This window comes from Corynebacterium sp. HMSC064E10, from assembly GCF_001812505.1.
In the GTDB taxonomy this organism is placed as follows: Bacteria; Actinomycetota; Actinomycetes; order Mycobacteriales; family Mycobacteriaceae; genus Corynebacterium; species Corynebacterium amycolatum.
In genome coordinates, this window is sequence record NZ_KV809174.1 from 292385 (window position 1) to 313183 (window position 20799).

Genomic DNA, 20799 nt, shown 5'->3' on the forward strand with positions numbered 1-20799 from the left:
ATGACTTCTTGGAAGCCCTCTGTTCTAGCGCAAGTTGACCAGTGGCCAGTCGACGCGGTCGCGGCTGCCGCGCGTGCCGACGATGGCAGTTGGCACACCCACGGTGATAGCGGCCGAGTTTTTGAACTGGCCAGTGTGACCAAGCTGTTGGCGGCCGTGGGAATGCTTGTGGCCGTCGAAGAGGGTGCGCTGGAGCTCAATCAAGAGCTCACGCCACCCGGTCGTGGTGCGACTGTGCGTCACCTACTGGCGCACGCCGGCGGGGTGGGGTTTGCCAGCCGTGAGCTGGAAAAAGAGCCAGGGGAGCGGCGTATTTACTCCTCCGCGGGTTTTGACATCATCGCCGATGTAATCGCCGCGGAGGCAGACATGCCGTTTAGTGAATACCTGCGCCAGGCTGTGTTTGAGCCGCTAGGGATGGCGGATTCCGTGCTGGATGGCTCGGCAGGGCATGGCGCGCGCAGCAGCGTCGCTAATCTCATGGCCTTCGTCGATGAGATTCTCGCCCCGACTCTTCTGCATCCCGATACCGTGACTGAGGCGTTGACGGTGCAGTTCCCGGGGCTGAATGGTGTTGTGCCTGGCTATGGTATGCAACGTCCGGCCGATTGGGGCCTGGGCTTTGAGATCTTCGGGCACCCCGATTCCAAGCAGGGGCTGTGGTTTGGTGCCTCGATGCCCAAGGATGTCGCAGGCCATTTTGGGCAAGCGGGCACACTCCTGTGGCTGCATCGTCCAACCGGACGGGCGGCAATCGCGCTGACCGACCGAGATTTCGGCGAGTGGGCAAAGCCTCTATGGGCCGACTTCAACGACGAACTCTGGAGTGAGCTGGAAGAACACGCTGAGGATTAAGGGGGATGTGGAGTAAGCCGGCGTCGCTTGCGGCGCCGATTTTTCGTCTCAGCGTTAAATCACATCTGGGGGATTAAGGACAACTTGAGGGTTGCCAGCAGCCGTCTTGGAAATAACAATCATAAACACGTGCAACGCAAACCTCAGAAGTGTTGTTTTACCGCAGTGCTTTTTCTGCAGTGTGGCAAGTGTCGTTGGATGAGTTCGTAGGGGAAGACGAATCTCGTCTTACACCAATTGACCGCAACCTTTCCGAGGACCTTCGTCTATGCGCACCCAACTTTCAGGCGTCCTGTGGATTCACAGCATGCCAGGGCCGCTGCAACCACACATCACGTGGGCGCTGGCCCGACTCAGCATGCCCGATGGCACTAAGCCAGGCCGGGATATTTGGCGTGCGGCCGACCAGGATTCCACTTTGTGCGCTGAGGTGCCTTTCACTGCAAGTGCTGACACCATCGCCACACTGGTGGACAACCTGGCTAGGTGGCCGCGCCTCTATTTCGAGCTGGCGCAAGACCCAGCCGTGGATGATGACGGCTACGCCATTGACGGTATGCGCTACTGCCATACCCCGCAGCTGGGGACTTTCGCCGGACAGACCGATGCCGCCGGAAACATCGTGATCAACGAAGACGCGCTGCGTTCCATCATGGCGCGCGGCGGCGACATCAAAGGTGCCCTCGACGCGGCCATCGGTGGGCCGTGGGACCGCGTGTTAGAGCCGATGCGCATGATGACGGCAGGCGACGCCCCCGAAGACTGCTTTACGACGTCCATCCCTGCCGGGACCGACAGCGCCAGCGGCAACTCGACCGCTGGCAACGCAGACCTTGGTGGGGTAGAGGCAGCTAACGTGCTGCAGCTCTACCCGCGCCGGGCGGCGATGTAGTCAACTACATCGCCGAGGGTCTTAAACGAGGAAATGTCCTCGTCCTCAACGCGGGCTCCCAGCTCTTCTTCGCAACGGACGGCCAACTCTACGACGCTTAGGCGGTCAAAACCGTAGTCGGTCAGCGGGGTGGAGAGCTCTAAGGACTCCACCTCGTCGTTAGCCATCTTTTTGACGATTGCCGCGACCTCGCCGTGAAGACCTGCGGGCAGGTCAGCGTCGGCGGAACTCTTCTTCGAGCCCCCGTTCGCTGCATTAGGAGAGGCATCGTCAGCGTCACCGGTGACCTGTGTGCCCAGTAGGGCGCTGAGCTGATCTCCAAGGCTTGAGGTCATTATTCAGCGTCCTGAGTGGTTGCGGTTGGATCGGTAATCTGCAGCTCTTCAGCTGCTTCCTGGGCGACATTCATGTCGAGCTTGCCAGCGCGTGCCAGTGCGGACAGGGCCGCAACAGCGACTGACTCGCCGTCGGAGTTGAAGTAGCGGCGAGCGGCCGGACGGGTATCCGAGAAGCCGTAGCCGTCGGTGCCGAGGACGGTGTAGTCACCCGGAACCCACTTGCGAATCTGCTCCGGGACCGCACGTTGGAAGTCGGTCACTGCGATGAACGGCCCATCGGTGTCGGACAGCTGGCGGGTAACGAAGGCGTCGTCGACCTCTTCAGCCGGGTTGTGTAGACGCTCAGTGTCACGCTCGTGCCCATCGCGGGCCAGCTCATTCCACGATGTCACCGAGTAAATCGAGGAAGCCACGCCGTAGTCTTCCAGGATGTCCGCGGCGCGCAGCGCCTCCTGCATGCCAATGCCGGAAGCCAGCAGGTTGACATGCTTGTCGCCCTCAGCCTTGCGGAAGCGGTAGATACCGCCAAGTAGCCCCTCGACATCGAGGTCTTCCGGGACAGCCGGCTGCGAAGTCGGCTCATTGTAGATAGTCAGGTAGTAGATGACATCTTCGCCGCGCTCTGGCCCGTACATGCGGTCGATACCGTCGCAGACGATGTAGGCAATCTCGTAGGCGAACGCCGGGTCGTAGGAGACCACAGACGGGTTCGTAGCCGCCAGCAGTTGGGAGTGACCGTCCATGTGCTGCAGGCCTTCACCGGTCAGCGTCGTGCGACCAGCTGTAGCGCCGAGCAGGAAGCCACGGGTCATTTGGTCACCAGCGGCCCAAATGGAGTCAGCCGTACGCTGGAAACCGAACATCGAATAGAAGATGTAGAGCGGAATCATGGCAACGCCATGGGTGGCGTACGCCGAGCCGACAGCGGTAAACGACCCCACAGAGCCCGCCTCGGAAATGCCCTCGTGCAGAATCTGGCCGTCCTTCGCTTCCTTGTAGGACAGCATCAGCTCATGGTCGACCGGAGTGTAATTCTGGCCGTGCGGGTTGTAGATCTTCAGCGTCGGGAACCAGGAGTCCATGCCGAAAGTACGGGCCTCATCAGGGATGATGGGCACAAAACGATCCTTGAGGTCCTTATCGCGCATCAGGTCCCTGAAAACACGCACCGTCGCCATAGTGGTGGCAACCTTCTGCTTACCTGATCCCTTGAGCAGGTTCTTCAGGCTCTCAGGCTTTGGCACTGTCAGAGGCTCGTAGCTAGTGCGGCGCTCTGGCACGAAACCGCCGAGCTCCTTGCGTCGCTCCAGCATGTACTGCACTTCCTCGGACTCCGGGCCCGGGTTGTAGTACGGCGGCAGGTAGGGATCCTTCTCCAGCTCCTCGTCGGAGATTGGAATGCGCTGGTTATCGCGGAAAAGCTTCAGGTCGTCGAGTGCTAGCTTCTTCATCTGGTGGGTCGCGTTGCGGCCCTCGAAGTTGTGGCCAAGGCCATAGCCCTTAACCGTGTGCGCCAGGATGACAGTCGGCTGATCCTTGGTCTCCAAGGCCTTCTTGTAGGCAGCGTAAATCTTGCGGTAGTCGTGGCCACCGCGACGGAGGTTCCAAATCTCCTCGTCGGTCATGTCCTCGACCAGCTTGGCAGTGCGCGGGTCACGGCCGAAGAAGTGCTCTCGCACCCAAGCGCCGTCGTTAGCCTTCAGCGTCTGGTAATCGCCATCGCAGAACTTATTCATCAGGTCGACTAGTGCGCCGTCCTTGTCCTTGGCGAAGAGCTCGTCCCATTCACGGCCCCAAACGACCTTGATGACATTCCAACCAGCGCCGCGGAAGAACGACTCCAACTCTTGGATGATGCTGGTGTTACCGCGCACCGGACCGTCGAGACGTTGCAGGTTGCAGTTAATGACGAATGTCAGGTTATCCAGGTTGTTCAGCGCCGCATGCTGAATGGCACCACGGGATTCCGGCTCGTCCATTTCGCCGTCACCGAGGAAGGCCCAAACGTGCTGCTGTGAGGTGTCCTTGATGCCGCGGTCATCGAGATAGCGGTTAAAACGGGCCTGGTAGATAGCGTTAATTGGTCCCAGCCCCATAGACACCGTCGGGAACTCCCAGAACTCCGGCATGCCATGCGGGTGCGGGTAGGAGGGAAGGCCATTGCCCTCACCGAGGGAGACCTCCTGTCGGAAACCGTCGAGGTCCTCTTCGGTCAGGCGCCCCTCTAGGAATGCACGGGCGTACATGCCCGGCGAAGCGTGGCCCTGGAAGAAGACGTGGTCACCGCCGCCTGGGTGGTCCTTGCCGCGGAAGAAGTGGTTAAAGCCGACCTCGTAAAGCGGTGCGGCACCCGCATAGGTGGAGATATGTCCGCCCACGCCGATACCTGGACGCTGTGCGCGATGGACCATAATTGCCGCATTCCAGCGGATCCACTTGCGGTAGCGGCGCTCAATGTCCTCATCGCCTGGGAATTCTGGCTCCATCTCAGTCGGGATGGTGTTGACGAGGTCTGTCGAGGTCAGCGGCGGTAGGGCCACGCGCTTTGCCGTGGCACGTTCCAGCAGTCGCAGCATGAGGAAGCGTGCGCGTTCCGGACCTGCCTCTTCCAACAGGCCGTCGAGAGACTCAAGCCACTCCTTGGTCTCTTCAGGATCTGCATCCGTGAGATAGGAGGCGACCCCATCACGGATAAGGGCAAAATTTGACTCATCAGAGTGGGCTTGTGGCGTACCTGACGATGTATCGGACATTGTGAGCTCCTTTCAGTCCCTGAAGGAAAGGCAAAGGTTATTGTTCTCCACTCTACTTCTGAATCGTTTGTTGTGCCCCTAGCCGTTTCTTACACACGCTTTCACCGAATAATCCGCTTGGCTTTACGACGAACATTGCGAAGAACACCGCGAAAACTGCACCTTTTTGGGGAAATTCTTATTTTGCAGCTGTGAAAAATGTATTTGAGCGGTAAAATTTCTCCACATAGTTCGAAAAATCGAGCTGAATATTTTTTCTAGAGGAGGAAAAGGGAAGTGGTCAACGCCACAGGCGCTGCTCATGAATATGCGAGCAGGCTCGGCATCAAGGAAGGTCAGCTAGTCCAGGAGGTTGGCTGGGATACAGACTGTGACTCAGCAATCAGTGAGTCGGTCGAGAATTTCCTGGATGCAGACCTGCTCGACGAAGACACGGATGAAGTTGTCGACGTCGTATTGCTGTGGTGGCGTGAAGAAGACGGCGACTTGGTCGATGGTCTTGTGGATGCTTCCCGCCCTTTGGAGGATGAAGGTCGCGTTTGGCTACTCACGCCGGGCGCTGGTCAGCCGGGTGCCATTGATCCTGGCGTGATTGACGAGTCCGCACAGCTGGCAGGTTTCTCCAACACCTCGGCGCTTCGGCTGGGGGATTGGCAGGGCAATTGCCTGGTGCAGCGCTCTAGCTAACCGGCTCTAGCTGTCCCGTTTGAATCGGCTACTAGCTGAGCTGTTGAAACAATCGACATAAACGCTGTTTGTAGTGCGCAATTGGCAATCTATGTTTTCCGTGTGTTAGAGTTTCGCAGCAGCGCGGCGATAGCTCAGCGGTAGAGCTCTGGTTTTACACACCAGCGGTCGGGGGTTCGAAACCCTCTCGCCGCACAGATATAATCCGCCCGGATTCTTGTAACGGGGAATCCGGGCGGATTTTGTTTGTGCTAAACTTCCGGTCTGTGCGTTTTACAAAATCGCTTGCCACCATTGTTTTTGTCGGATCTCTGCTCGCGGGCGCTCCCGCCTACGCAATCGGCGGGGATGGTAAACCGATAATCGATTCGGCCACCTGTAAAGCAATGGTCAAGGCTGCAAATGCGGGCGAGCCGGTGGATAATCCGTCGATTCTCCATCTCTCGGATCAGATGCCTTCCTATATTGCCGATGGCACTTTGGATTACGTTGTTGCCCCAGATTTTCCGTACCGCGCACAGCTAGATGCTGCTACTCAAGAGTGGAATGAAAAGCTCGGTGGCAAGGTTGTGCTTCGGGAAGTGACCAAGGACAAGGCTGATTCGGATACTGTGAACGTTCGCTATGTGCCAAGGCCGGACTCGCGCGTCTTGGCTTCTGCATCGGAAATTAGTAAGGAGATGACGGTTTTCGTTACTTCCACTCTCTATCCCGATGCAATTCGCAGCACTCTTGCCCACGAGTTTGGGCACTTGCTCGGTATCCGGCACACTTGTGATTACACCTTGATGGCCGCATCGCAGCACCGCCATCCGGCAGCGCATGTCACTCCGCTCGATGTCGCAGCCGTTCTGCAGGGGCAATTTGATTAGATTGTGTACACATGCCAGAAGTCGACACCTCTGGCGGCGTGGAGCGGCCATCGCAGTGGGGTATGCACTTGACCGCATTTTCGCAGATCCCACCAATCACCATCCGGTGGCCCTCTACGGGCAGGCCGTCAGCAAACTTGAGTGCCGAATCTACGCCGACTCCAAAGCGCGCGGTGTGGCGTTCACCGCAATCGCAGTGACCACGCCGGTAGCGCTTGCCGCCGCAGCCAGCACAGTCGCACCGAGTCTCACGCTGGCTGCCGCCACGTGGGCTTCGCTCGGCGGCACCACTCTCCGCCGTACTGGCGAGCGCATGACTGACCGACTCACTTCCGGCGACATCGATGCCGCCCGCGAACTTGTGCCGTGGTTGTGTTCGCGTGATCCGGAAGCTCTCGACGCTGATGGCATCGCCCGAGCGACCGTCGAATCGCTCGCTGAAAATACCTCCGACGCAGTCACCGGCACTCTCATGTGGGGTGCCATTGCAGGCGCTCCTGGTGTGGTCGCTCATCGAGCGGCTAATACCCTCGACGCGATGGTGGGGTACCGCAACGCTCGCTATCGGCAGTTCGGGTGGGCCAGTGCACGGCTTGACGACGTCGTCGGGTTCTTCCCCGCGAGACTTACAGCTGTCGCAACTGTGGTTGCAGGTCCGGACCGTCGTCAAGCATTGGCAGCGTGGCGACGAGACGCCGGCAACCACCCAAGCCCAAACGCAGGCATCGTGGAGGCAAGCGCTGCAGGCGCGCTGGGGCTGCAGCTGGGCGGCGCGACGGTGTATCCCAGCGGAGTGGAGATGCGCCCGGTGCTTGGCAGTGGTCGGAGGCCTGCGGTGGCCGATGTGCGGCGTGCCGCAGGGCTGAGCAAGCGAGTACAAAACATCGTTGCGCTAAGCTGCGCCGGAGCAGCAGTAATTGCCGGATGTGTTCGACGAGTGAAAGCGTGAACTGAGAGTTAGAAACGCTCGTCGTATCGGTTATCGCGATAACCCGCGGCGCGGTGGCCAGTGTTGCCGTAGCGCTGCGCCATGCGCTGACGGTGCAGCTCAGCGGCGCGATCCTCTTCGGGCTTAGCCGGCGGAGGGGTGGAAGTGGTGGCATCGTCCGATTCGGGTGCCGCGTCCTCGGTGTCATCAGCGTGATTGACTGGTTCTGCGGCTTCGGCATCGCGGAGATTCTTGGCCATCTCCTCCTGCTCCGCGCGGTCGCGTTTGCGTTCGACAATCTCGGCGCGAATGAACCAGACGACGGCCAGCGGCACGAGAGCGCCGAAGAAGATCCACTGGATGCCGTAGGAGAGGTAGGGGCCGGACTCCAGGGTGGGCAGCGGAATGGCCTCGATGACGGCATCGGATTTGTCCGAGAGCTGAAGCCAATCGGGGTTGAGTTCGGTGCCGACGAGCTCGGACACTTCCTTGGTATTGATTCCGTAGACCTGCGGCGGGGTGCCGGGGATTGGGGCGGTCTCGGCGGGAACCTCGTTTCGGCGGATAAAGGCCGAGATAGTCAAGGTGCCCTTCGGGGCTGGCTCAACATTGGGGGTGCTGGAGTCTGTAGGACGCACAAAGCCACGGTTGACCAGGTAATTTTCGCCATTGTTAGCGACGAAGACATCGAGTACCTGGACAGCGGGTGCGCCATTTACTGGGCGGTTACGCAATAGTACGCGGGTATCCGGCAGGAAGGACCCGGTGGCGGTAACGCGACGCCATTCGTTGCCCTCGACGAAGCCTTTGCCCTTGGGCATTAGCTCGTTGACATCTACGGGGTTGAGCTCGAATGAGTGCTCAAGCTGCTGATTGCGATGCTGCGTCGCGGTGTTCTTACCCAACTGCCACGGAGCCAGAACAGTAAATGCGAGATAGGAAAACGCAATGGCGACAATCGCAGTGAGAACCCATCCAGGGGTCAGAAACTGGCGCACATTCTTAAACACATTCATTGAGCTTACCCGGTGCTGTGGCTGGCACCAGAGCGGATGGCACTAGAGCGGATGGCACTGTTGTGGCGGGTGGGCAGTGGCACCTGTTTTAATAGTGCATACCAAATGAGCACAGTGCTGATGAGGTGATGAGGGGGAGGAAAAGGCTGATTGCCGTGAGGGAAATCTCGCTTTCACAAGGATTCACCTGCGCGGAGATTGAGTGAACTTCGGGTAAAGTTGTTTGAGCGTATTTGACGGGGAATCTACCCGGGATAGATGGAAAGAGAGGTGTCGTGGTGGGCACGCAAACAGCGAAATCTTCGCCTTCACGTCGCTTCAGCACAGTCTCGCGCCAGTTCATCAAGTTCGGTCTGGTCGGCGGCACAGGTGTGGTTGTCAACCTGATTGTCGTGATCATTGCCCGCAAGTTGGGTCTCAGTCTGGGCACCAATGAACACGACGTGTTTTTGAACCTGTTCGGAACACGGTGGAATATCCGTTACTCCCACGTCTATGCAACTCTGGCGTTTGTCGTGGCTAATATTTGGAACTTCCAGCTCAACCGGTCCTGGACTTTCCGAACTGACAATCGCCCGAACTGGTTTAGACAGTTCTTCCCGTTTTTATTTGCAGGTATCTCAGCACTGATTGTGAACCTGGTTGTCATTACGCTGCTGACTAACCCCACCTCGCCGCTGGCACTGCCAACGGACATTTTCGACGACTCCACCGGTTTTAGGAACCGCCTCTACTGGGCAAACCTCATCGGTGTCATCTTGGGCACGCCCGCTAACTTCATCTTGAATAAGATTTGGGCGTTCCGAAACCGAGGCAATGCCAATAAAACAAAAGAAAAGGTTGTTTTGAAACCTTAACGTTCAGAGGCCAGCGCCAGAGTCTCACGCAACCATGCGATGATGCCCGGCGTCGCGGCCTCAATTTCGTTTCGAGTGCGGACGAACCCCTCCGGGCCACCGTAGTAGGGATCGGCCACGACGGCACCCTTCGGGGACGCCGGGTCGAAGGAACGCAGCAGGCGAATCTTTTCTTTTGGCACGCCAGCGCGGAGTAGACCATTGATGTGCGATTCATCCATGGCGATGAAAAGCGTTGCATCCATGTGCTCATCGCCTAGCTGTGCGGCGGTGTGATTTGGGTCGTAGCCGGCATTTTCCAGCTCGGCTTGCGCCCGCTCGTCGGCGGGTTCGCCGACATGCCAGCCGCCGATTCCGCAGGAGGCGAGCAGGACATCGTCGGCAAGCGCATTGGCTTCAACTGCGTCACGGACGATGATTTCAGCCATGGGGGAGCGGCAGATATTTCCGGAGCAGACAAACACGACGTACACGGACTCAGTACGATGCGACGAGTTCATAAGCATAATAGGCAAAACCAAACTTCTCGGAAAATAAAAATAGGATTGTCACTAATCGTTGACGAGTCTTAAAGATACAGCATTTCCCGCACAACACGATTCAGGTCCCCAGGCGACGACGCCACCGCCGCTGCCGATGCCCACTCAGATTCTGAGCCGTAGCCCCATTTAACAGCGATGGCGGGGATGCCGAACTGTGCTGCGCCCTCAAAATCATGGATGCGATCGCCGACCATTACGACCGAACCACGCGGGCGCACTGCTTCATCGGGTTCAATGCCCAACTCCTTGAGCGTGTACTCAATGACCTCAGTCTTTGTCTGCCGTGAGCCGTCGTCGCTGGCGGCGCCGATGAAGTCAAAGGCGTCGAGAAGTCCGAAATTGTCCAGGGTCTTGCGGGCGAAGTACTCGCCCTTGGAAGTCGCAGTGGCTAGCTGTACGCCTGCTGCCCGCCAATCGCGCAGGAGCTCCGGCCAGCCGGGGAACATCTCGGCACGCTGCCAAGCACCGGCGTGTTGATGCTCCATATACACAGCGAAGGCTCGGTCGACCTGTTCGTCGGAAAGCCCGAGAGATGCGAGTGTTTCCACCATTGGCGGCCCGGGAATCGTGTTGATGAAGCTCTCAGGCGGAAGTGGGCGGTCAATTTCCTCCAATGCAAGGCGAAATCCATGTGCGATTGCGGGGAGAGAATCGGCGATGGTGCCGTCGACATCAATAAGGACAGTGGGGCGATGGCCAGTGGACATATTGTTCATCCTAAAAGGTCATTAGGCTGGATGGCATGTTAGACGACCCGCTGCGCTATCACGGCGACCAGGCCGCCCATGGCGCTGACCTGGACTTTGCCGTCAATGTCCACGGCACCACACCGCAGTGGCTACAGCACTCGCTGGCCACGTCCCTCGGAGAACTTGCCGCGTATCCGTCGGCGCAGCTCGATGCCGACGTCCGCGCCGCCATCGCCGCCAACCACAATCGCAGCGCTGACGAGGTACTGCTTCTCCACGGCGTCGCCGAGGGCTTCTCGCTCTTGCCTCACTTGGGTTTGCCCGCCACAATCGTCCAGCCGCAGTTCACCGAACCCGAAGCCGCCTTCCTCGCCGCAGGAGTCGAGGTGGATTCGCTGGTACTGCCGTCGCCGTACACGCTCATGCCTACGCTTGCCGACGTCCACGAGAACGCATCCTTCCCGCATTCCCAGCAGCTTGAAGGCCGGATGGTCATCATCGGCAATCCGACCAACCCCACCGGCGTTGCTCATTCAGCGAATGACCTGCGGGGGCTCGCCAGCCGTTGTGGAATCCTGGTCGTGGATGAGGCGTTTATGGACGTCGCCGATGGCGAGATTATTCGGCGGTGCTCGCTAGCCGATTGCAGGCCGGGGGAAGCGAACAGAATCCCCGATAATGTCATCGTTTTCCGCAGTATGACTAAGACCTGGGCAATCGCAGGTCTGCGCTGCGGTTACGCACTCGGTCACCCGGAGCTCCTGGCACAGCTGGCGCGACGGCGTCCGCACTGGCCGCTGGGCACGTTGCAACTTACCGCTATGGCGGAAATCGCGCGTCGTGAGGAAGAGCTGCTATCAGAAATTCGTGCCGAGATTCGTCAGCAGCGCGAGTCTATGACCCAGCTGCTAGTGGCCGCCGGCTGGCAAGTGTTGGATTCCGAGGCTCCCTTTGTCCTGGCGCGTCCGGGAGGTGACCGGAGTTCTCACGATGGGCAGGGTGCTGCGGAGGTTGACGTCGTCAAGCATGAGCGTCTGAGACAGCAGCTCGCTGCGCGCGGAGTAGCCGTGCGGCGTTGCGACACCTTTGCCGGCCTGGACGGTTCGTGGTGGCGGCTGGCCGTGCGGGATGACGCGAGTGTGCGGCGGCTTGTTGCGGAAGTAGCGGATTTGCTGTCGCAGAACTGATGCGGTGGGGCAGAGTTCACTACGCTGGAAGAGAAGCTGGAGAGAAATGCATGTTGAAGGGATGGATGTATGACGGACTCTGCGCAGACCCGTGCCGAGGGCAATAACTCGGTGGTGACCGTTGGCGACGTGCGTACGGCGATGGACGCGGCCTACCCGCCGGCACTGGCGGAGAGCTGGGATAAAGTTGGCCTGATTTGCGGTGACCCGCAGGATGAGGTGCGTCGCATCGCGTTGGCGCTGGACTGCACTGACGAGGTCGCAGATCGCGCGATTGCCTCCGGTGCTCAGATGCTCGTTGTGCACCATCCGCTGCTTCTGCGCGGTGTGAATTCCGTGGCGGCGGATACACCGAAGGGTCGGATTATTCATAAGCTGATTCGGGCAGGTGTAGCTCTCTTTGCAGCGCACACTAACGCTGACAGCGCACGACCGGGTGTCAATGACCAGTTGGCCACGATGCTCGGAGTCGAACCGGGTGCGCCGCTAGCTCCGCAGCCGGCTCCCGGCTTGGATACCTGGACGGTGAAGGTTCCGGCAGATCACGTCGATAAGGTCGCGCAAGCCATGTTTGAGGCGGGCGCGGGCACTATCGGCGACTACGACAGCTGTGCGTTTCGCATTAACGGCCGCGGCCAGTTCCGCCCGCTGAGCGGGGCAAATCCCTTCATCGGCGCCGAGGGGCAGGTCGAGTATGTCGAGGAAGTGCGCCTGGAGATGGTCGCACCACGGTCCATGCGCGCGGCGATTGTTAAGGCTCTCGTTGCAGTGCATCCGTATGAGGAACCGGCATTCGACATCGTGGACAATCAGGCCACCGGTCTGGACCCGCAGCAGGCTGTGGGCATTGGGCGAGTGGGCACGCTAGATACGCCGATGCCATTTAAGGACTTCGTTGCGCGTGTGGCTGAGCGTCTGCCTGCAACGGCATGGGGCGTGCGCGGCGCAGGCGATCCGGAGCGGATGATTCGTACGGTTGCCGTTGCATCTGGTTCGGGCGACTCTTTCCTGGACACTGTGGCGAAGATGGGCGTCGATGCTTTTGTTACCTCGGACCTGCGGCATCATCCTGTAGATGAGACGCTGCGGACCGCGGACTTCTGCGTCGTGGATACGGCCCACTGGGCCAGCGAGTTCCCCTGGTGCTACCAGGCCGCAGACATGCTGGCCGAGAGGCTCGGGGTCGCGACCGAGGTCCTTGAGGTGCGCACCGATCCCTGGACAGTGGCAGAATCGTCGACACAGGCAAGGAAGTGAAGACCATGAGGCTTAGTCCACAAATCCAAGTGGCGATGTTGGAAAAGGCGGAAAACCAAACTCTGTTGGATGGGCTCACCGCCCGCCAGAACGTTCTGCCCGAGCGTGCCGAGTTGCAGGAGCTGCGCAAAAAGCACAGCCGTCAGGCCAGTGAGGCAGCGCGCTCCAAGCTCAGCGCCTCCGATATTGGCCGCGATATTGCCAAGCTGGAATCGGACATCAACAAGCTGAAGGCTCGCGAAAAGGCAGACCGTCTGTCGCTCGGTGCCACAGAAGACGCATCCACGCGCCGTGACCTCGAACACGACCTGCGCTCCACCGAGCGCCGCCGCGAACGCGCTGAACAGGAACTCCAGCAGTACGAGCGCATGCAGGAGGCCTATCAGGTCGACGCTGAGCACGAATACGACGCCGACGAGGCGCACGATGACATCGTCGCCGCCAAGCAAAGGCTTAACGACGCCGAGGTTGACCTCATTGCGCGCATTTCCATCGCTGAGACCCGAATCGAAGAGGCTGACAAACTCATTGATGGTTCGGCAGCCAAGCTTTACCGTCGTCTAGCGCTTGCTAACGGCATCCCTGTTGCACGCCTGAACGGGCGCACCTGCGGTTCCTGCTTCATGGAGCTCGATGTCGGAACCGTGCATGAATTCACCACGCTCGCGCCGGAAGAAGTGACGTTCTGTCCTGAATGTGGCGCGATGATCGTGCGTGCGGAAACGCTGGGAGCAGTGAAAGGCAAGTAAATGAGCCAGGCTGCAGACAAGCGCGATAGCGCGCCGGGCTGGACGGGTGCGACCACGGACCCCACGCGGCTGGTGCTGCTGCGCCATGGGCAGTCGCCGATGTCGATTCGCCGGGAGTACTCGGGAAGTCGTTCGAACCCCGACCTGACGGAGGTCGGCAGGCAGCAAGCGGCAGCGGCGGCACGGCACCTCGTAGAGCTGGTCGATAGCGGCAACATGAATTTCTCTGCCATTGTGGCCTCTCCACAGCGTCGTGCACAGCAGACCGCAGAGGCGGCAGCAAATGCGCTCGGCCTGGATATCCACGTTGACGAGGACCTGCGGGAGACCGACTTCGGGCAGTGGGAGGGCATGACTTTCTCCGAGGCGCACAACTCCACCCCTGAGCTGCACAGTTCTTGGCTCGCGGACCCGACCGTGGCGCCGCCGGAGGGGGAGGATTTCCGCTCGGTCGATAGCCGAGTGGGCGCCGCGCGTGAGCGCATCGCTCAACAATTCGGTGCCTCTGATGTGCTGGTAGTCAGCCATGTCACGCCAATCAAGTCGTTGCTGCGCCAGGGGCTCGGCTGTGGCTTTGAAATCTTCACCCGCCTGCACCTGGACCTGGCCAGCCTCTCCATCGCGGAGTTCTACGCAGATGGGCCGACATCAGTGCGGCTGATTAACGACACCAGCTACCTGCGTGGTTAGCAGCCCGGTACGGCGGGTTATTTGAATTGCGGTTGTGGCGGGTACACTAACCATTCGAGCGAGCCGGCCGGGTGATCGCGGCAGTTAACGGAACCGGACGCCTCTTTTACAGAGTGTGTCCAGGCCGCTGTCGAGGAAAGTCCGGACTCCACTGGGCATGGTGGTTGCTAACAGCAACCCAGGGTGACCTGCGGGAATAGTGCCACAGAAAATAGACCGCCGGGCGCACAGCCGATGTCTTTGACGTAAAGCTGTGGAGATCCGGTGAGGGTGAAAAGGTGCGGTAAGAGCGCACCAGCGGGGCAAGTGATTGCACCGGCTAGGTAAACCCCACCAGGAGCAAGGCAAAATCGCGCATGCTTCGTCGTGCGTGTGCGCGAGTGTTTGAGGGCTGCCCGTCCGATACTCGCGGGTGTGCTGCTTCAGGCTGTCAGCAATGGCAGACCGAGATGGATGATCGCCACCCGGCGCTTTCCGAAAGGAGCGCCGAGGGACAGAATCCGGCTCATAGGCCGACTCGTTCACACAAGCTTTTTTACTCGACCACCGCGCCGGCCGAAGTGTTCTCCACGCGGATGGTCTCGGAACCGCCGTCGTTAAGCGCGGAGGCAATCCGATCGGCGTCGTCGACGTGGGACCACATCACCAGCGACGCGCCCGGGCACGGCGCGCAACGGGCAATCTTCTCACAGTCGATGGTGTCGGTCAGCTCGGCAATCTGCCCCAGTACAGAGCTTGCCGACGGCGCGGAGCCACGCTCACTGACATCGCGCGAAACCCCTGCGATGGCTGCTTGAATATCGCTGTGCCGGATGTGACCGATGACTGCGCGGGCGCGGTCGGAGGATGCGTCGGCATCGTCAAGCCACTGGATGGCGCGGCCGATGGTGGGGATGTTTTCGTCGTCCGGGTGCACCTCGTGACGAGCGCGTACCCAGTCCGCGACCCGCTCCTGTGCGTCGGGGAGGCTAGCGAGAGTCGGCACGCCGAAAGCAGCGCAGGCTTGCTGGAAGAACTCGTAGCGCTCTTCGTCTGGCGAACCGCCGGTGACATCCGGGGAGTAAGCGATAGTCAGCGCCAACGACTGTGGCAACGCCGTCTGCGTGACTGCCTCGTCGGAGTGGTTGATGCACAGTAGACTGTCCGGGCGGCTGCGCAGTGCCGTGGTGTAGGGGTACAGCGGCCACGACTGGCCCTTTACCTGCACCATGGTCTCGTGGATAGCGGTGGCAATACGCGTGCGGGTAGGTACATCATCACGGTCGCCAAAACGCGCATTGAGAGCCAGCGCGAGTGCACACTGAATTGCCGGAATCTCTCCAAAACCGCGACCTGGCGCGATAGTGGAGGCAATGGTGACCTTCAGGCCATTGCTGTTGCGCGGAACGAGGTGCAGCGAGTGCTGCAATGCGACGATGGTAGCCGCGACAGCGGTCGGCACCTGCGAAAAAGCGGCGGGGACGCTGTCCGGGAAATCCATCTTGGTAGTTTCGCGCTTGTACACGACAATGAGCTGCTGCTCGTCGATCTCTTCAATACCGACCGCGGCATAAGCTGGAATGGCGGTGGTTAGGAGCATGCCGCCGGAGGACGCGCAGTCCTCACCCAACAGGTTGATGGAACCCGGGGCGTATGCAACTGAAGCATTAGAACCGACGGCATCGAAGACGTCGTTTACGACAGCGGGTGCGGCGGGCATGGGTGAAACCTCTCCAGAGATCGGACTCATAGTGCTTGTGTGCAGTGTTTGTATTCAGCGCTCGGATTCAGCGCTTGTGTTCTAAGGTGAACAATTCCGTCGATAATACCCGGCTCGGGGGACAGTGACAAACCTATATACTGGGATTTTATGTCGCCGCAGCGCACATGGCAGGCAAAGGATTGCCTTTCTGCAAGCTTGCTTATGGGCGGAGTTAGCGGTGGCACAACCGCTTGATAACTCGACATGTTCTCGATGTGGAAGAGGAGAAGAATCGTGAGCGACAACAGCAGTAAGTGGTACTACCAGCCATCGACAGGCACGGTGTTTCAGGGGAAGAAAACCGGTTGGGACGACCGAATGGGCCCTTATGATTCCGAAGAGGAAGCCCGCGCTGCCATGGAAAAAGTCGCCGAGCGCAACAAGGCGGCCGACGACTGGGATGAAGAAGATGATGACTGGGGCGTAGCTGAGAAATAAGGCTCTACGCGTTTAGGCCTTCTTGCCCTTCTTAATCTTCTTTTCCATCTTGCGGAAGGCCTTGAAAACCTTTGCCGCGGCATCGTCGTACTCAGCCAGGGCCTTCAGGCCGTCGTAGTACTCCATCTGGTAAAGCACGCCGTAGCCGAAGGCGTCCCTGCCCGCACGGGAGGCACGCTTAGCGCGAGCCAACACGAAGTCACGCGCAGTACAGGTGTCCTGGAAGTCACCGAGAACCGACTGCAGGTTCTTGCAGGCAGCGTAGAGCTTCTCGGTCGGCAGGTCCGCGTTCTGAGCAGCTTCCGCGCTGTAGCGGAGCTTCTTCGCAGCTTTGCGGACATCGTGGTAGCGCTCGTCCAAATCTGCCTCTGGAAGGTCAGCATCCTCTCGGCCATCGAGTACCAGGTTGTGGCGACGACGGAACTTCGAAAACGCGCTGCGCAAGTGATCGAGCAGCACCGCAGTGGTGTCGAGTTCCTTCGGTGCCTTTACCTTCTCCGGCTCGGCCTTGTCTGAGGTCGTGGAAGCAGCTGCATCGGCGGCAGCAGCAGTATCAGTCTCAGCCGCGACCTCGGAGTCAGCTGCCGAAGCATCCTCGGAGGCTGCGGCCTCCGCGTCGTCGACAAGCGAATCATCCTTCTTCTTGGACTTCTTTTCCCCAGCCTCGGCCTCTTCCGAGTTTGCGGCGATTGGCGGGTTGGCGAGGAACTCATCGAGATCGTCGAGAAGTTGCAGGTACTCGCTGGAATTGAGTGCGAAAATGACTCGCTGATGAGCGCGGTCGTAGTCCTTCTGGACATCCTCGACGAGATTCGCACGCAGCTCCTCGCCTAAAGCGGCGCTTTCGCGATTGGCCAGCAGCTCCTCCCAGCGCATAGCAACGACCTCTGCGTCACGGGCCACACCGAGAACACCCGCCAGCTGCTTGAGGTTGCTCTCCAGCTCAGCGACCTTATCGCCCACGACAATGCCGTGGAAGGTCTGCATGTGACTGCGCAGCTCACGAGTGGCGACGCGCATCTGATGCACCGAGTCAAATTCATCGCGGCGTACCTTCGGGTCGTACTCGACCATCTTGGCCACGTTAGCGGCCAGCGCATCGACCACGGTGCGCCCCGGCGTGCCCTTCGGCAGCTTCGCTGGAGTCGGCGGCAGGGGAGCAGAATCGATGGAGTCACCCAACGCCGTCGCCAACTTCGACGGGCTTTCCGACGGCACGGCACCAGCCACCTCAGCGACCTTGGACATCGCTGCCATTACAGCCTTGCCGTCCGGGTGATCTGCCCAATCCCCCAGAAGCTCAATCTCCCACTCGCGCCAGGTGGTGGTTTCTCCGCCGTCGAGGAAGGAAGTCGCCGTGACGTGGTCATCCGCGAACTCCGCCATGGGAGTGCCATCGAGGGCAAACACCGTGGTGACGTGGCGCTCATTGTCTACCTGCGCGATTGGTTGCAGCGGGTGATTGCGCACAATTGCGCGGACGGGGGCAAGCAACTCGGTGGGCACGACGTAGTCGGCGTCGCGGCCTTCACCGTTAACAGAGCCCTCTTCCAGGTCAACGCCATATTCGAGGCGACCGCCGTTGCCCGGCGCCTTCAGATGCCAACCCTCATCGGGGCCGCCGGTGCGGCGACGCAGGGTGTGCTTGGAACGGGTCAGACGCAGGTCCGCCGTGTCCAGATAAATCGCGGAGAGATTTCGCACCTCAGTGGTGGTGGAGCCAACCTGTGGAACGAAATCGAACGATGGGGCTACCACCTCTGGGGTAGCTGAGAACTTAGATTCCACCTCCAACGCCGCAGTTGGAGTTTTGGACTTAGAACCAGACTTAGATGCCATAAGCACCAATTCTACCCCCGAATCGAAGAACCCTTAAGTTACGGATGTCTGGTTTTCGTATTTGATTGCCTGGACTGGGCGGTGCCCTTAGACGTAGACGGGGGCTGGGCGGGGCCTTTAGACGAAAGCCCAGTCCAAAAAAATCGGCTCACCCCAGGGCGGTTAACCCGAGAAGTTCTGTGCCTCAGTTGGGAACTCGCGGGAGTGCACCTGGTCGACATACTGCTTAGCTCCCTTGGTCAGCATCTCGCCGACCTCTTCGAACACCGAACTAAACGACGGCCTGCGGCCATCGGCCGGAACTGCAAAGGCATCTTGCCAGACGAGAACCTGGCCATCGCACTGGTTACCAGCGCCAATGCCACAGGTTGGGATGGATAGATCACGGGTAATCTCAGTGGCCAAATCTGCAGGCACCATTTCCAGGACCACGGCCGAGGCACCAGCATCGGCTACCGCGTGGGCGTCGGCACGCAGCTGTTCCGCCCCCGCACCGCGTCCCTGTACCTTGAAGCCGGACAGCGCGTTGACGGACTGCGGAGTGAAACCGATGTGTGCCATAACCGGAATGCCGGCGTTGACCAGCGCACGGATGCGCGGAGCGATGCGCACGCCACCTTCGATCTTGATCATGTGTGCGCCGGTTTCGCGCATCATCTTCGCGGCGGACAGCACGGCCTGCTCATCGGAGGCCTCGTAAGTGCCGAAGGGTAAATCGGCAACCACAAGTGCGTTGCCAGCGCCTCGGACGACACCGCGAGCAAGCGGAATCATTTCTTCCAGCGTGATCTCGGTGGTGGTGTCGTAGCCGTAGACGACGTTTGCTGCAGAGTCGCCGACCAGTAGCAGCTCGACACCGGCGGCGGAAAAAGCGCGCGCGGTGGAGTAGTCGTAGCAAGTCAGCATTGCCCAGGGGCGAGACTCAGCCTTCCATTCGGCCAGATTATTCAGACGAATCTTTTTTCCGCTCATGCCAATAGAGCATGCCATAGTCACACGCAATCCGAGACCACGAGGGCAGCAGTTATGACGCGGGTGGGGTAGTTGGCTAGCCACGCCGAATGGTCAAAATGCGTACCGCGAATCCGGGCACCTGGGTAACGTTGGAAAGTATGAACAGTCAGCAGGAATTCGTCCTCCGCGCAATCGAAGAGCAAGATATCCGCTATATCCGCCTCTGGTTTACTGATATTTTGGGGTATCTGAAGTCCGTTGCCGTCGCTCCGGCTGAGCTTGAGGGGTCCTTCGAAGAGGGCATCGGTTTCGATGGCTCCGCGGTAGAGGGCTTTTCCCGCGTCTCCGAGGCTGACACCATTGCGCAACCGGATCCTTCGACGTTCCAGGTCATGCCACGCCTGCACAAAGAAGACACAATCACGTCCGCGCGCATGTTCTGCGACATTGTCATGCCCGATGGTCAGCCGTCGTGGGCAGATCCACGCCAGGTGCTGCGCCGCCAAATTAAGGCGCTTGCCGACGAGGGCTTCCACGCGTTCATCCACCCGGAGATTGAGTTTTTCCTAGTAGAGAGCCTGGCTACTGACGGAAAGCCGCCGGTGCCAACGGACAATGGCGGTTACTTTGACCAGGCGGTCTACGACCGCGCTCCCCGCTTTCGCCAAGAAGCGATCACGGTGTTGGAAGACATGGGAATCCCCGTGGAGTTCTCCCATCACGAAAACGCGCCGGGCCAGCAGGAAATCGATCTGCGCTACGCCGATCCGCTGACTATGGCGGATAACGTGATGTCTTTCCGCTACATCATTAAGCAGATTGCAATGAAAAATGGTGTGCAGGCGACATTCATGCCGAAACCTTTCCAGGACTTGCCGGGCAATGGCATGCACACGCATATTTCCCTCTTCGAAGGGGACACAAATGCATTCCACGATCCGGATGATGAAAATCAGCTCTCCGACACCGCAAAGGGCTTCATTGCTGGCATTCTGACTCATGCCAGCGAAATCTCCGCTGTGACCAATCAGTGGGTCAACTCCTACAAGCGCACGGTCTTTGGTGATGAAGCTCCGACGTCTGCGACCTGGGGCATGGCCAACCGCTCGGCTCTTGTGCGTGTTCCCATGTACTCGCCGGGCAAGGCGCACTCTCGCCGGGTGGAAATTCGTTCCCTGGACTCCGCATGTAACCCATATCTTGCGTACTCGGTAATTTTGGCCGCCGGTTTGAAGGGAATTAAGGAGGGCTACCAGCTGCCGGAGCAGGCAGAGGACAACATCTCGGAGCTGACCAAGCGGGAACGCCGTGCGATGGGCTACCGCGATTTGCCGACGTCCCTGGAGGTGGCGCTGCAGGAGATGGAACGCTCCGATTTGGTGGCCGATGCTCTCGGTGACCATGTCTACGAGTTCTTCCTACTCAATAAGTGGCGCGAGTGGCGCGAGTTCCAGCGTCAGGTGACGCAGTGGGAGCTGCGCACAACCCTGGATTACTAATTTTCCCGAACCGCTA

General features: G+C 59.6%; 19 protein-coding genes, 1 tRNA gene, 1 other RNA gene and 1 pseudogene. 14 read left to right on the plus strand and 8 right to left on the minus strand.

The annotated features are described in order from the left end of the window. The gene (locus HMPREF2860_RS09645; RefSeq protein WP_038625980.1) at positions 1 to 855 is read left to right on the plus strand and encodes a serine hydrolase domain-containing protein; all 855 of its coding nucleotides are present in this window, start codon (positions 1 to 3) and stop codon (positions 853 to 855) included. A gap of 268 nt (positions 856 to 1123) precedes the next feature. Continuing rightward, positions 1124 to 1747 (plus strand): DUF3145 family protein, encoded by a 624-nt coding sequence (locus HMPREF2860_RS09650; protein ID WP_070628850.1) that lies wholly within the window; start codon positions 1124 to 1126, stop codon positions 1745 to 1747. On the opposite strand, the gene HMPREF2860_RS10980 is transcribed toward HMPREF2860_RS09650, so the two are convergent. Both HMPREF2860_RS10980 and aceE read right to left on the minus strand, forming a co-directional pair. Further along, positions 1723 to 2082, minus strand: a complete 360-nt coding sequence (locus HMPREF2860_RS10980) for an acyl carrier protein (RefSeq protein WP_049181616.1) — start codon at positions 2080 to 2082, stop codon at positions 1723 to 1725. The genes HMPREF2860_RS09650 and HMPREF2860_RS10980 overlap by 25 nt on opposite strands. After that, on the minus strand, positions 2082 to 4838 hold the full coding sequence (gene aceE, locus HMPREF2860_RS09660; protein WP_070628851.1) for a pyruvate dehydrogenase (acetyl-transferring), homodimeric type: 2757 nt from the start codon (positions 4836 to 4838) through the stop codon (positions 2082 to 2084). Before aceE ends, HMPREF2860_RS10980 begins: the two co-directional genes overlap by 1 nt. Positions 4839 to 5114: 276 nt before the next feature. Here aceE and HMPREF2860_RS09665 point away from each other — a divergent pair, with 276 nt between their 5' ends. The 4 genes from HMPREF2860_RS09665 to HMPREF2860_RS09680 all read left to right on the plus strand — a co-directional run bounded on the left by HMPREF2860_RS09665 (position 5115) and on the right by HMPREF2860_RS09680 (position 7346). Continuing rightward, positions 5115 to 5525, plus strand: coding sequence for a DUF3052 domain-containing protein (locus HMPREF2860_RS09665; protein ID WP_005511050.1), 411 nt, complete (start codon positions 5115 to 5117; stop codon positions 5523 to 5525). A gap of 123 nt (positions 5526 to 5648) precedes the next feature. Then, a tRNA-Val gene (locus HMPREF2860_RS09670) sits at positions 5649 to 5720 on the plus strand. 71 nt (positions 5721 to 5791) lie between these two features. Then, positions 5792 to 6397 carry a zinc metalloprotease gene (locus HMPREF2860_RS09675; RefSeq protein WP_038625973.1) on the plus strand — a complete coding sequence of 202 codons (606 nt, stop codon included), beginning with the start codon at positions 5792 to 5794 and terminating at the stop codon, positions 6395 to 6397. After that, positions 6363 to 7346: a cobalamin biosynthesis protein gene (locus HMPREF2860_RS09680; protein ID WP_370547261.1), complete on the plus strand. Its 984-nt coding sequence runs from the start codon at positions 6363 to 6365 to the stop codon at positions 7344 to 7346. The genes HMPREF2860_RS09675 and HMPREF2860_RS09680 overlap by 35 nt, the downstream gene beginning before the upstream one ends. A gap of 8 nt (positions 7347 to 7354) precedes the next feature. On the opposite strand, the gene HMPREF2860_RS09685 is transcribed toward HMPREF2860_RS09680, so the two are convergent. After that, entirely contained in the window at positions 7355 to 8341 is a 987-nt protein-coding gene (locus HMPREF2860_RS09685; RefSeq protein WP_049181612.1) for an SURF1 family cytochrome oxidase biogenesis protein, read from the minus strand. A 275-nt stretch (positions 8342 to 8616) separates the two neighbouring features. On the opposite strand from HMPREF2860_RS09685, the gene HMPREF2860_RS09690 reads away from it, so the two are divergent. Further along, positions 8617 to 9198: a GtrA family protein gene (locus HMPREF2860_RS09690; RefSeq protein ID WP_038625967.1), complete on the plus strand. Its 582-nt coding sequence runs from the start codon at positions 8617 to 8619 to the stop codon at positions 9196 to 9198. Here the strand turns inward: HMPREF2860_RS09690 and HMPREF2860_RS09695 are convergent. Both HMPREF2860_RS09695 and HMPREF2860_RS09700 read right to left on the minus strand, forming a co-directional pair. Beyond that, on the minus strand, positions 9195 to 9698 hold the full coding sequence (locus HMPREF2860_RS09695; protein ID WP_370547223.1) for a low molecular weight protein-tyrosine-phosphatase: 504 nt from the start codon (positions 9696 to 9698) through the stop codon (positions 9195 to 9197). The two genes, HMPREF2860_RS09690 and HMPREF2860_RS09695, sit on opposite strands and share 4 nt — an antisense overlap. Positions 9699 to 9766: 68 nt before the next feature. Beyond that, positions 9767 to 10447 (minus strand): HAD hydrolase-like protein, encoded by a 681-nt coding sequence (locus HMPREF2860_RS09700; RefSeq protein WP_049181610.1) that lies wholly within the window; start codon positions 10445 to 10447, stop codon positions 9767 to 9769. Positions 10448 to 10482: 35 nt separating this feature from the next. Here HMPREF2860_RS09700 and cobC point away from each other — a divergent pair, with 35 nt between their 5' ends. The 5 genes and pseudogenes from cobC (at position 10483) to rnpB (ending at position 14836) form a co-directional block, all read left to right on the plus strand. Then, positions 10483 to 11616, plus strand: a complete 1134-nt coding sequence (gene cobC / locus HMPREF2860_RS09705) for an aminotransferase class I/II-fold pyridoxal phosphate-dependent enzyme (protein WP_070628852.1) — start codon at positions 10483 to 10485, stop codon at positions 11614 to 11616. A 69-nt stretch (positions 11617 to 11685) separates the two neighbouring features. Continuing rightward, a complete protein-coding gene (locus HMPREF2860_RS09710; RefSeq protein WP_049181608.1) occupies positions 11686 to 12873 on the plus strand; it encodes a Nif3-like dinuclear metal center hexameric protein in 1188 nt (395 codons plus the stop codon). A 5-nt stretch (positions 12874 to 12878) separates the two neighbouring features. After that, a complete protein-coding gene (locus tag HMPREF2860_RS09715; protein WP_038625957.1) occupies positions 12879 to 13622 on the plus strand; it encodes a zinc ribbon domain-containing protein in 744 nt (247 codons plus the stop codon). Positions 13623 to 13646: 24 nt separating this feature from the next. Further along, positions 13647 to 14312 (plus strand): annotated as a pseudogene (locus HMPREF2860_RS09720) (histidine phosphatase family protein); the annotation flags it as partial. Between the two features lie 59 nt (positions 14313 to 14371). Continuing rightward, positions 14372 to 14836, plus strand: an RNA gene (rnpB, locus tag HMPREF2860_RS09725) — RNase P RNA component class A. An 11-nt stretch (positions 14837 to 14847) separates the two neighbouring features. Here the strand turns inward: rnpB and HMPREF2860_RS09730 are convergent. After that, positions 14848 to 16011 (minus strand): galactokinase family protein, encoded by a 1164-nt coding sequence (locus tag HMPREF2860_RS09730; protein WP_038625952.1) that lies wholly within the window; start codon positions 16009 to 16011, stop codon positions 14848 to 14850. Positions 16012 to 16287: 276 nt separating this feature from the next. Here HMPREF2860_RS09730 and HMPREF2860_RS09735 point away from each other — a divergent pair, with 276 nt between their 5' ends. Continuing rightward, entirely contained in the window at positions 16288 to 16491 is a 204-nt protein-coding gene (locus tag HMPREF2860_RS09735) for an SPOR domain-containing protein (RefSeq protein WP_016423068.1), read from the plus strand. Between the two features lie 12 nt (positions 16492 to 16503). Here the strand turns inward: HMPREF2860_RS09735 and HMPREF2860_RS09740 are convergent, their stop codons facing one another. Both HMPREF2860_RS09740 and panB read right to left on the minus strand, forming a co-directional pair. Next, positions 16504 to 18330, minus strand: a complete 1827-nt coding sequence (locus tag HMPREF2860_RS09740; protein WP_049181607.1) for a CYTH and CHAD domain-containing protein — start codon at positions 18328 to 18330, stop codon at positions 16504 to 16506. Positions 18331 to 18492: 162 nt separating this feature from the next. Further along, positions 18493 to 19302, minus strand: a complete 810-nt coding sequence (gene panB / locus HMPREF2860_RS09745; protein WP_224786587.1) for a 3-methyl-2-oxobutanoate hydroxymethyltransferase — start codon at positions 19300 to 19302, stop codon at positions 18493 to 18495. Between the two features lie 140 nt (positions 19303 to 19442). Here panB and HMPREF2860_RS09750 point away from each other — a divergent pair, with 140 nt between their 5' ends. Next, positions 19443 to 20783 (plus strand): glutamine synthetase family protein, encoded by a 1341-nt coding sequence (locus HMPREF2860_RS09750; RefSeq protein WP_038625946.1) that lies wholly within the window; start codon positions 19443 to 19445, stop codon positions 20781 to 20783. Positions 20784 to 20799 lie beyond the last annotated feature (16 nt).

Excerpts from the sequence above, each read along its gene's own strand:
- panB (WP_224786587.1), bottom strand. The coding sequence starts at position 19,302 with ATGAGCGGAAAAAAGATTCGTCTGAATAATCTGGCCGAATGGAAGGCT.
- HMPREF2860_RS09645 (WP_038625980.1), top strand. The coding sequence starts at position 1 with ATGACTTCTTGGAAGCCCTCTGTTCTAGCGCAAGTTGACCAGTGGCCA.
- HMPREF2860_RS09680 (WP_370547261.1), top strand. The coding sequence starts at position 6,363 with ATGTCGCAGCCGTTCTGCAGGGGCAATTTGATTAGATTGTGTACACAT.
- HMPREF2860_RS09730 (WP_038625952.1), bottom strand. The coding sequence starts at position 16,011 with ATGCCCGCCGCACCCGCTGTCGTAAACGACGTCTTCGATGCCGTCGGT.
- HMPREF2860_RS09710 (WP_049181608.1), top strand. The coding sequence starts at position 11,686 with ATGACGGACTCTGCGCAGACCCGTGCCGAGGGCAATAACTCGGTGGTG.
- HMPREF2860_RS10980 (WP_049181616.1), bottom strand. The coding sequence starts at position 2,082 with ATGACCTCAAGCCTTGGAGATCAGCTCAGCGCCCTACTGGGCACACAG.
- HMPREF2860_RS09715 (WP_038625957.1), top strand. The coding sequence starts at position 12,879 with ATGAGGCTTAGTCCACAAATCCAAGTGGCGATGTTGGAAAAGGCGGAA.
- HMPREF2860_RS09750 (WP_038625946.1), top strand. The coding sequence starts at position 19,443 with ATGAACAGTCAGCAGGAATTCGTCCTCCGCGCAATCGAAGAGCAAGAT.
- HMPREF2860_RS09685 (WP_049181612.1), bottom strand. The coding sequence starts at position 8,341 with ATGAATGTGTTTAAGAATGTGCGCCAGTTTCTGACCCCTGGATGGGTT.
- HMPREF2860_RS09695 (WP_370547223.1), bottom strand. The coding sequence starts at position 9,698 with ATGAACTCGTCGCATCGTACTGAGTCCGTGTACGTCGTGTTTGTCTGC.
- HMPREF2860_RS09740 (WP_049181607.1), bottom strand. The coding sequence starts at position 18,330 with ATGGCATCTAAGTCTGGTTCTAAGTCCAAAACTCCAACTGCGGCGTTG.
- aceE (WP_070628851.1), bottom strand. The coding sequence starts at position 4,838 with ATGTCCGATACATCGTCAGGTACGCCACAAGCCCACTCTGATGAGTCA.
- HMPREF2860_RS09700 (WP_049181610.1), bottom strand. The coding sequence starts at position 10,447 with ATGTCCACTGGCCATCGCCCCACTGTCCTTATTGATGTCGACGGCACC.
- HMPREF2860_RS09650 (WP_070628850.1), top strand. The coding sequence starts at position 1,124 with ATGCGCACCCAACTTTCAGGCGTCCTGTGGATTCACAGCATGCCAGGG.
- cobC (WP_070628852.1), top strand. The coding sequence starts at position 10,483 with ATGTTAGACGACCCGCTGCGCTATCACGGCGACCAGGCCGCCCATGGC.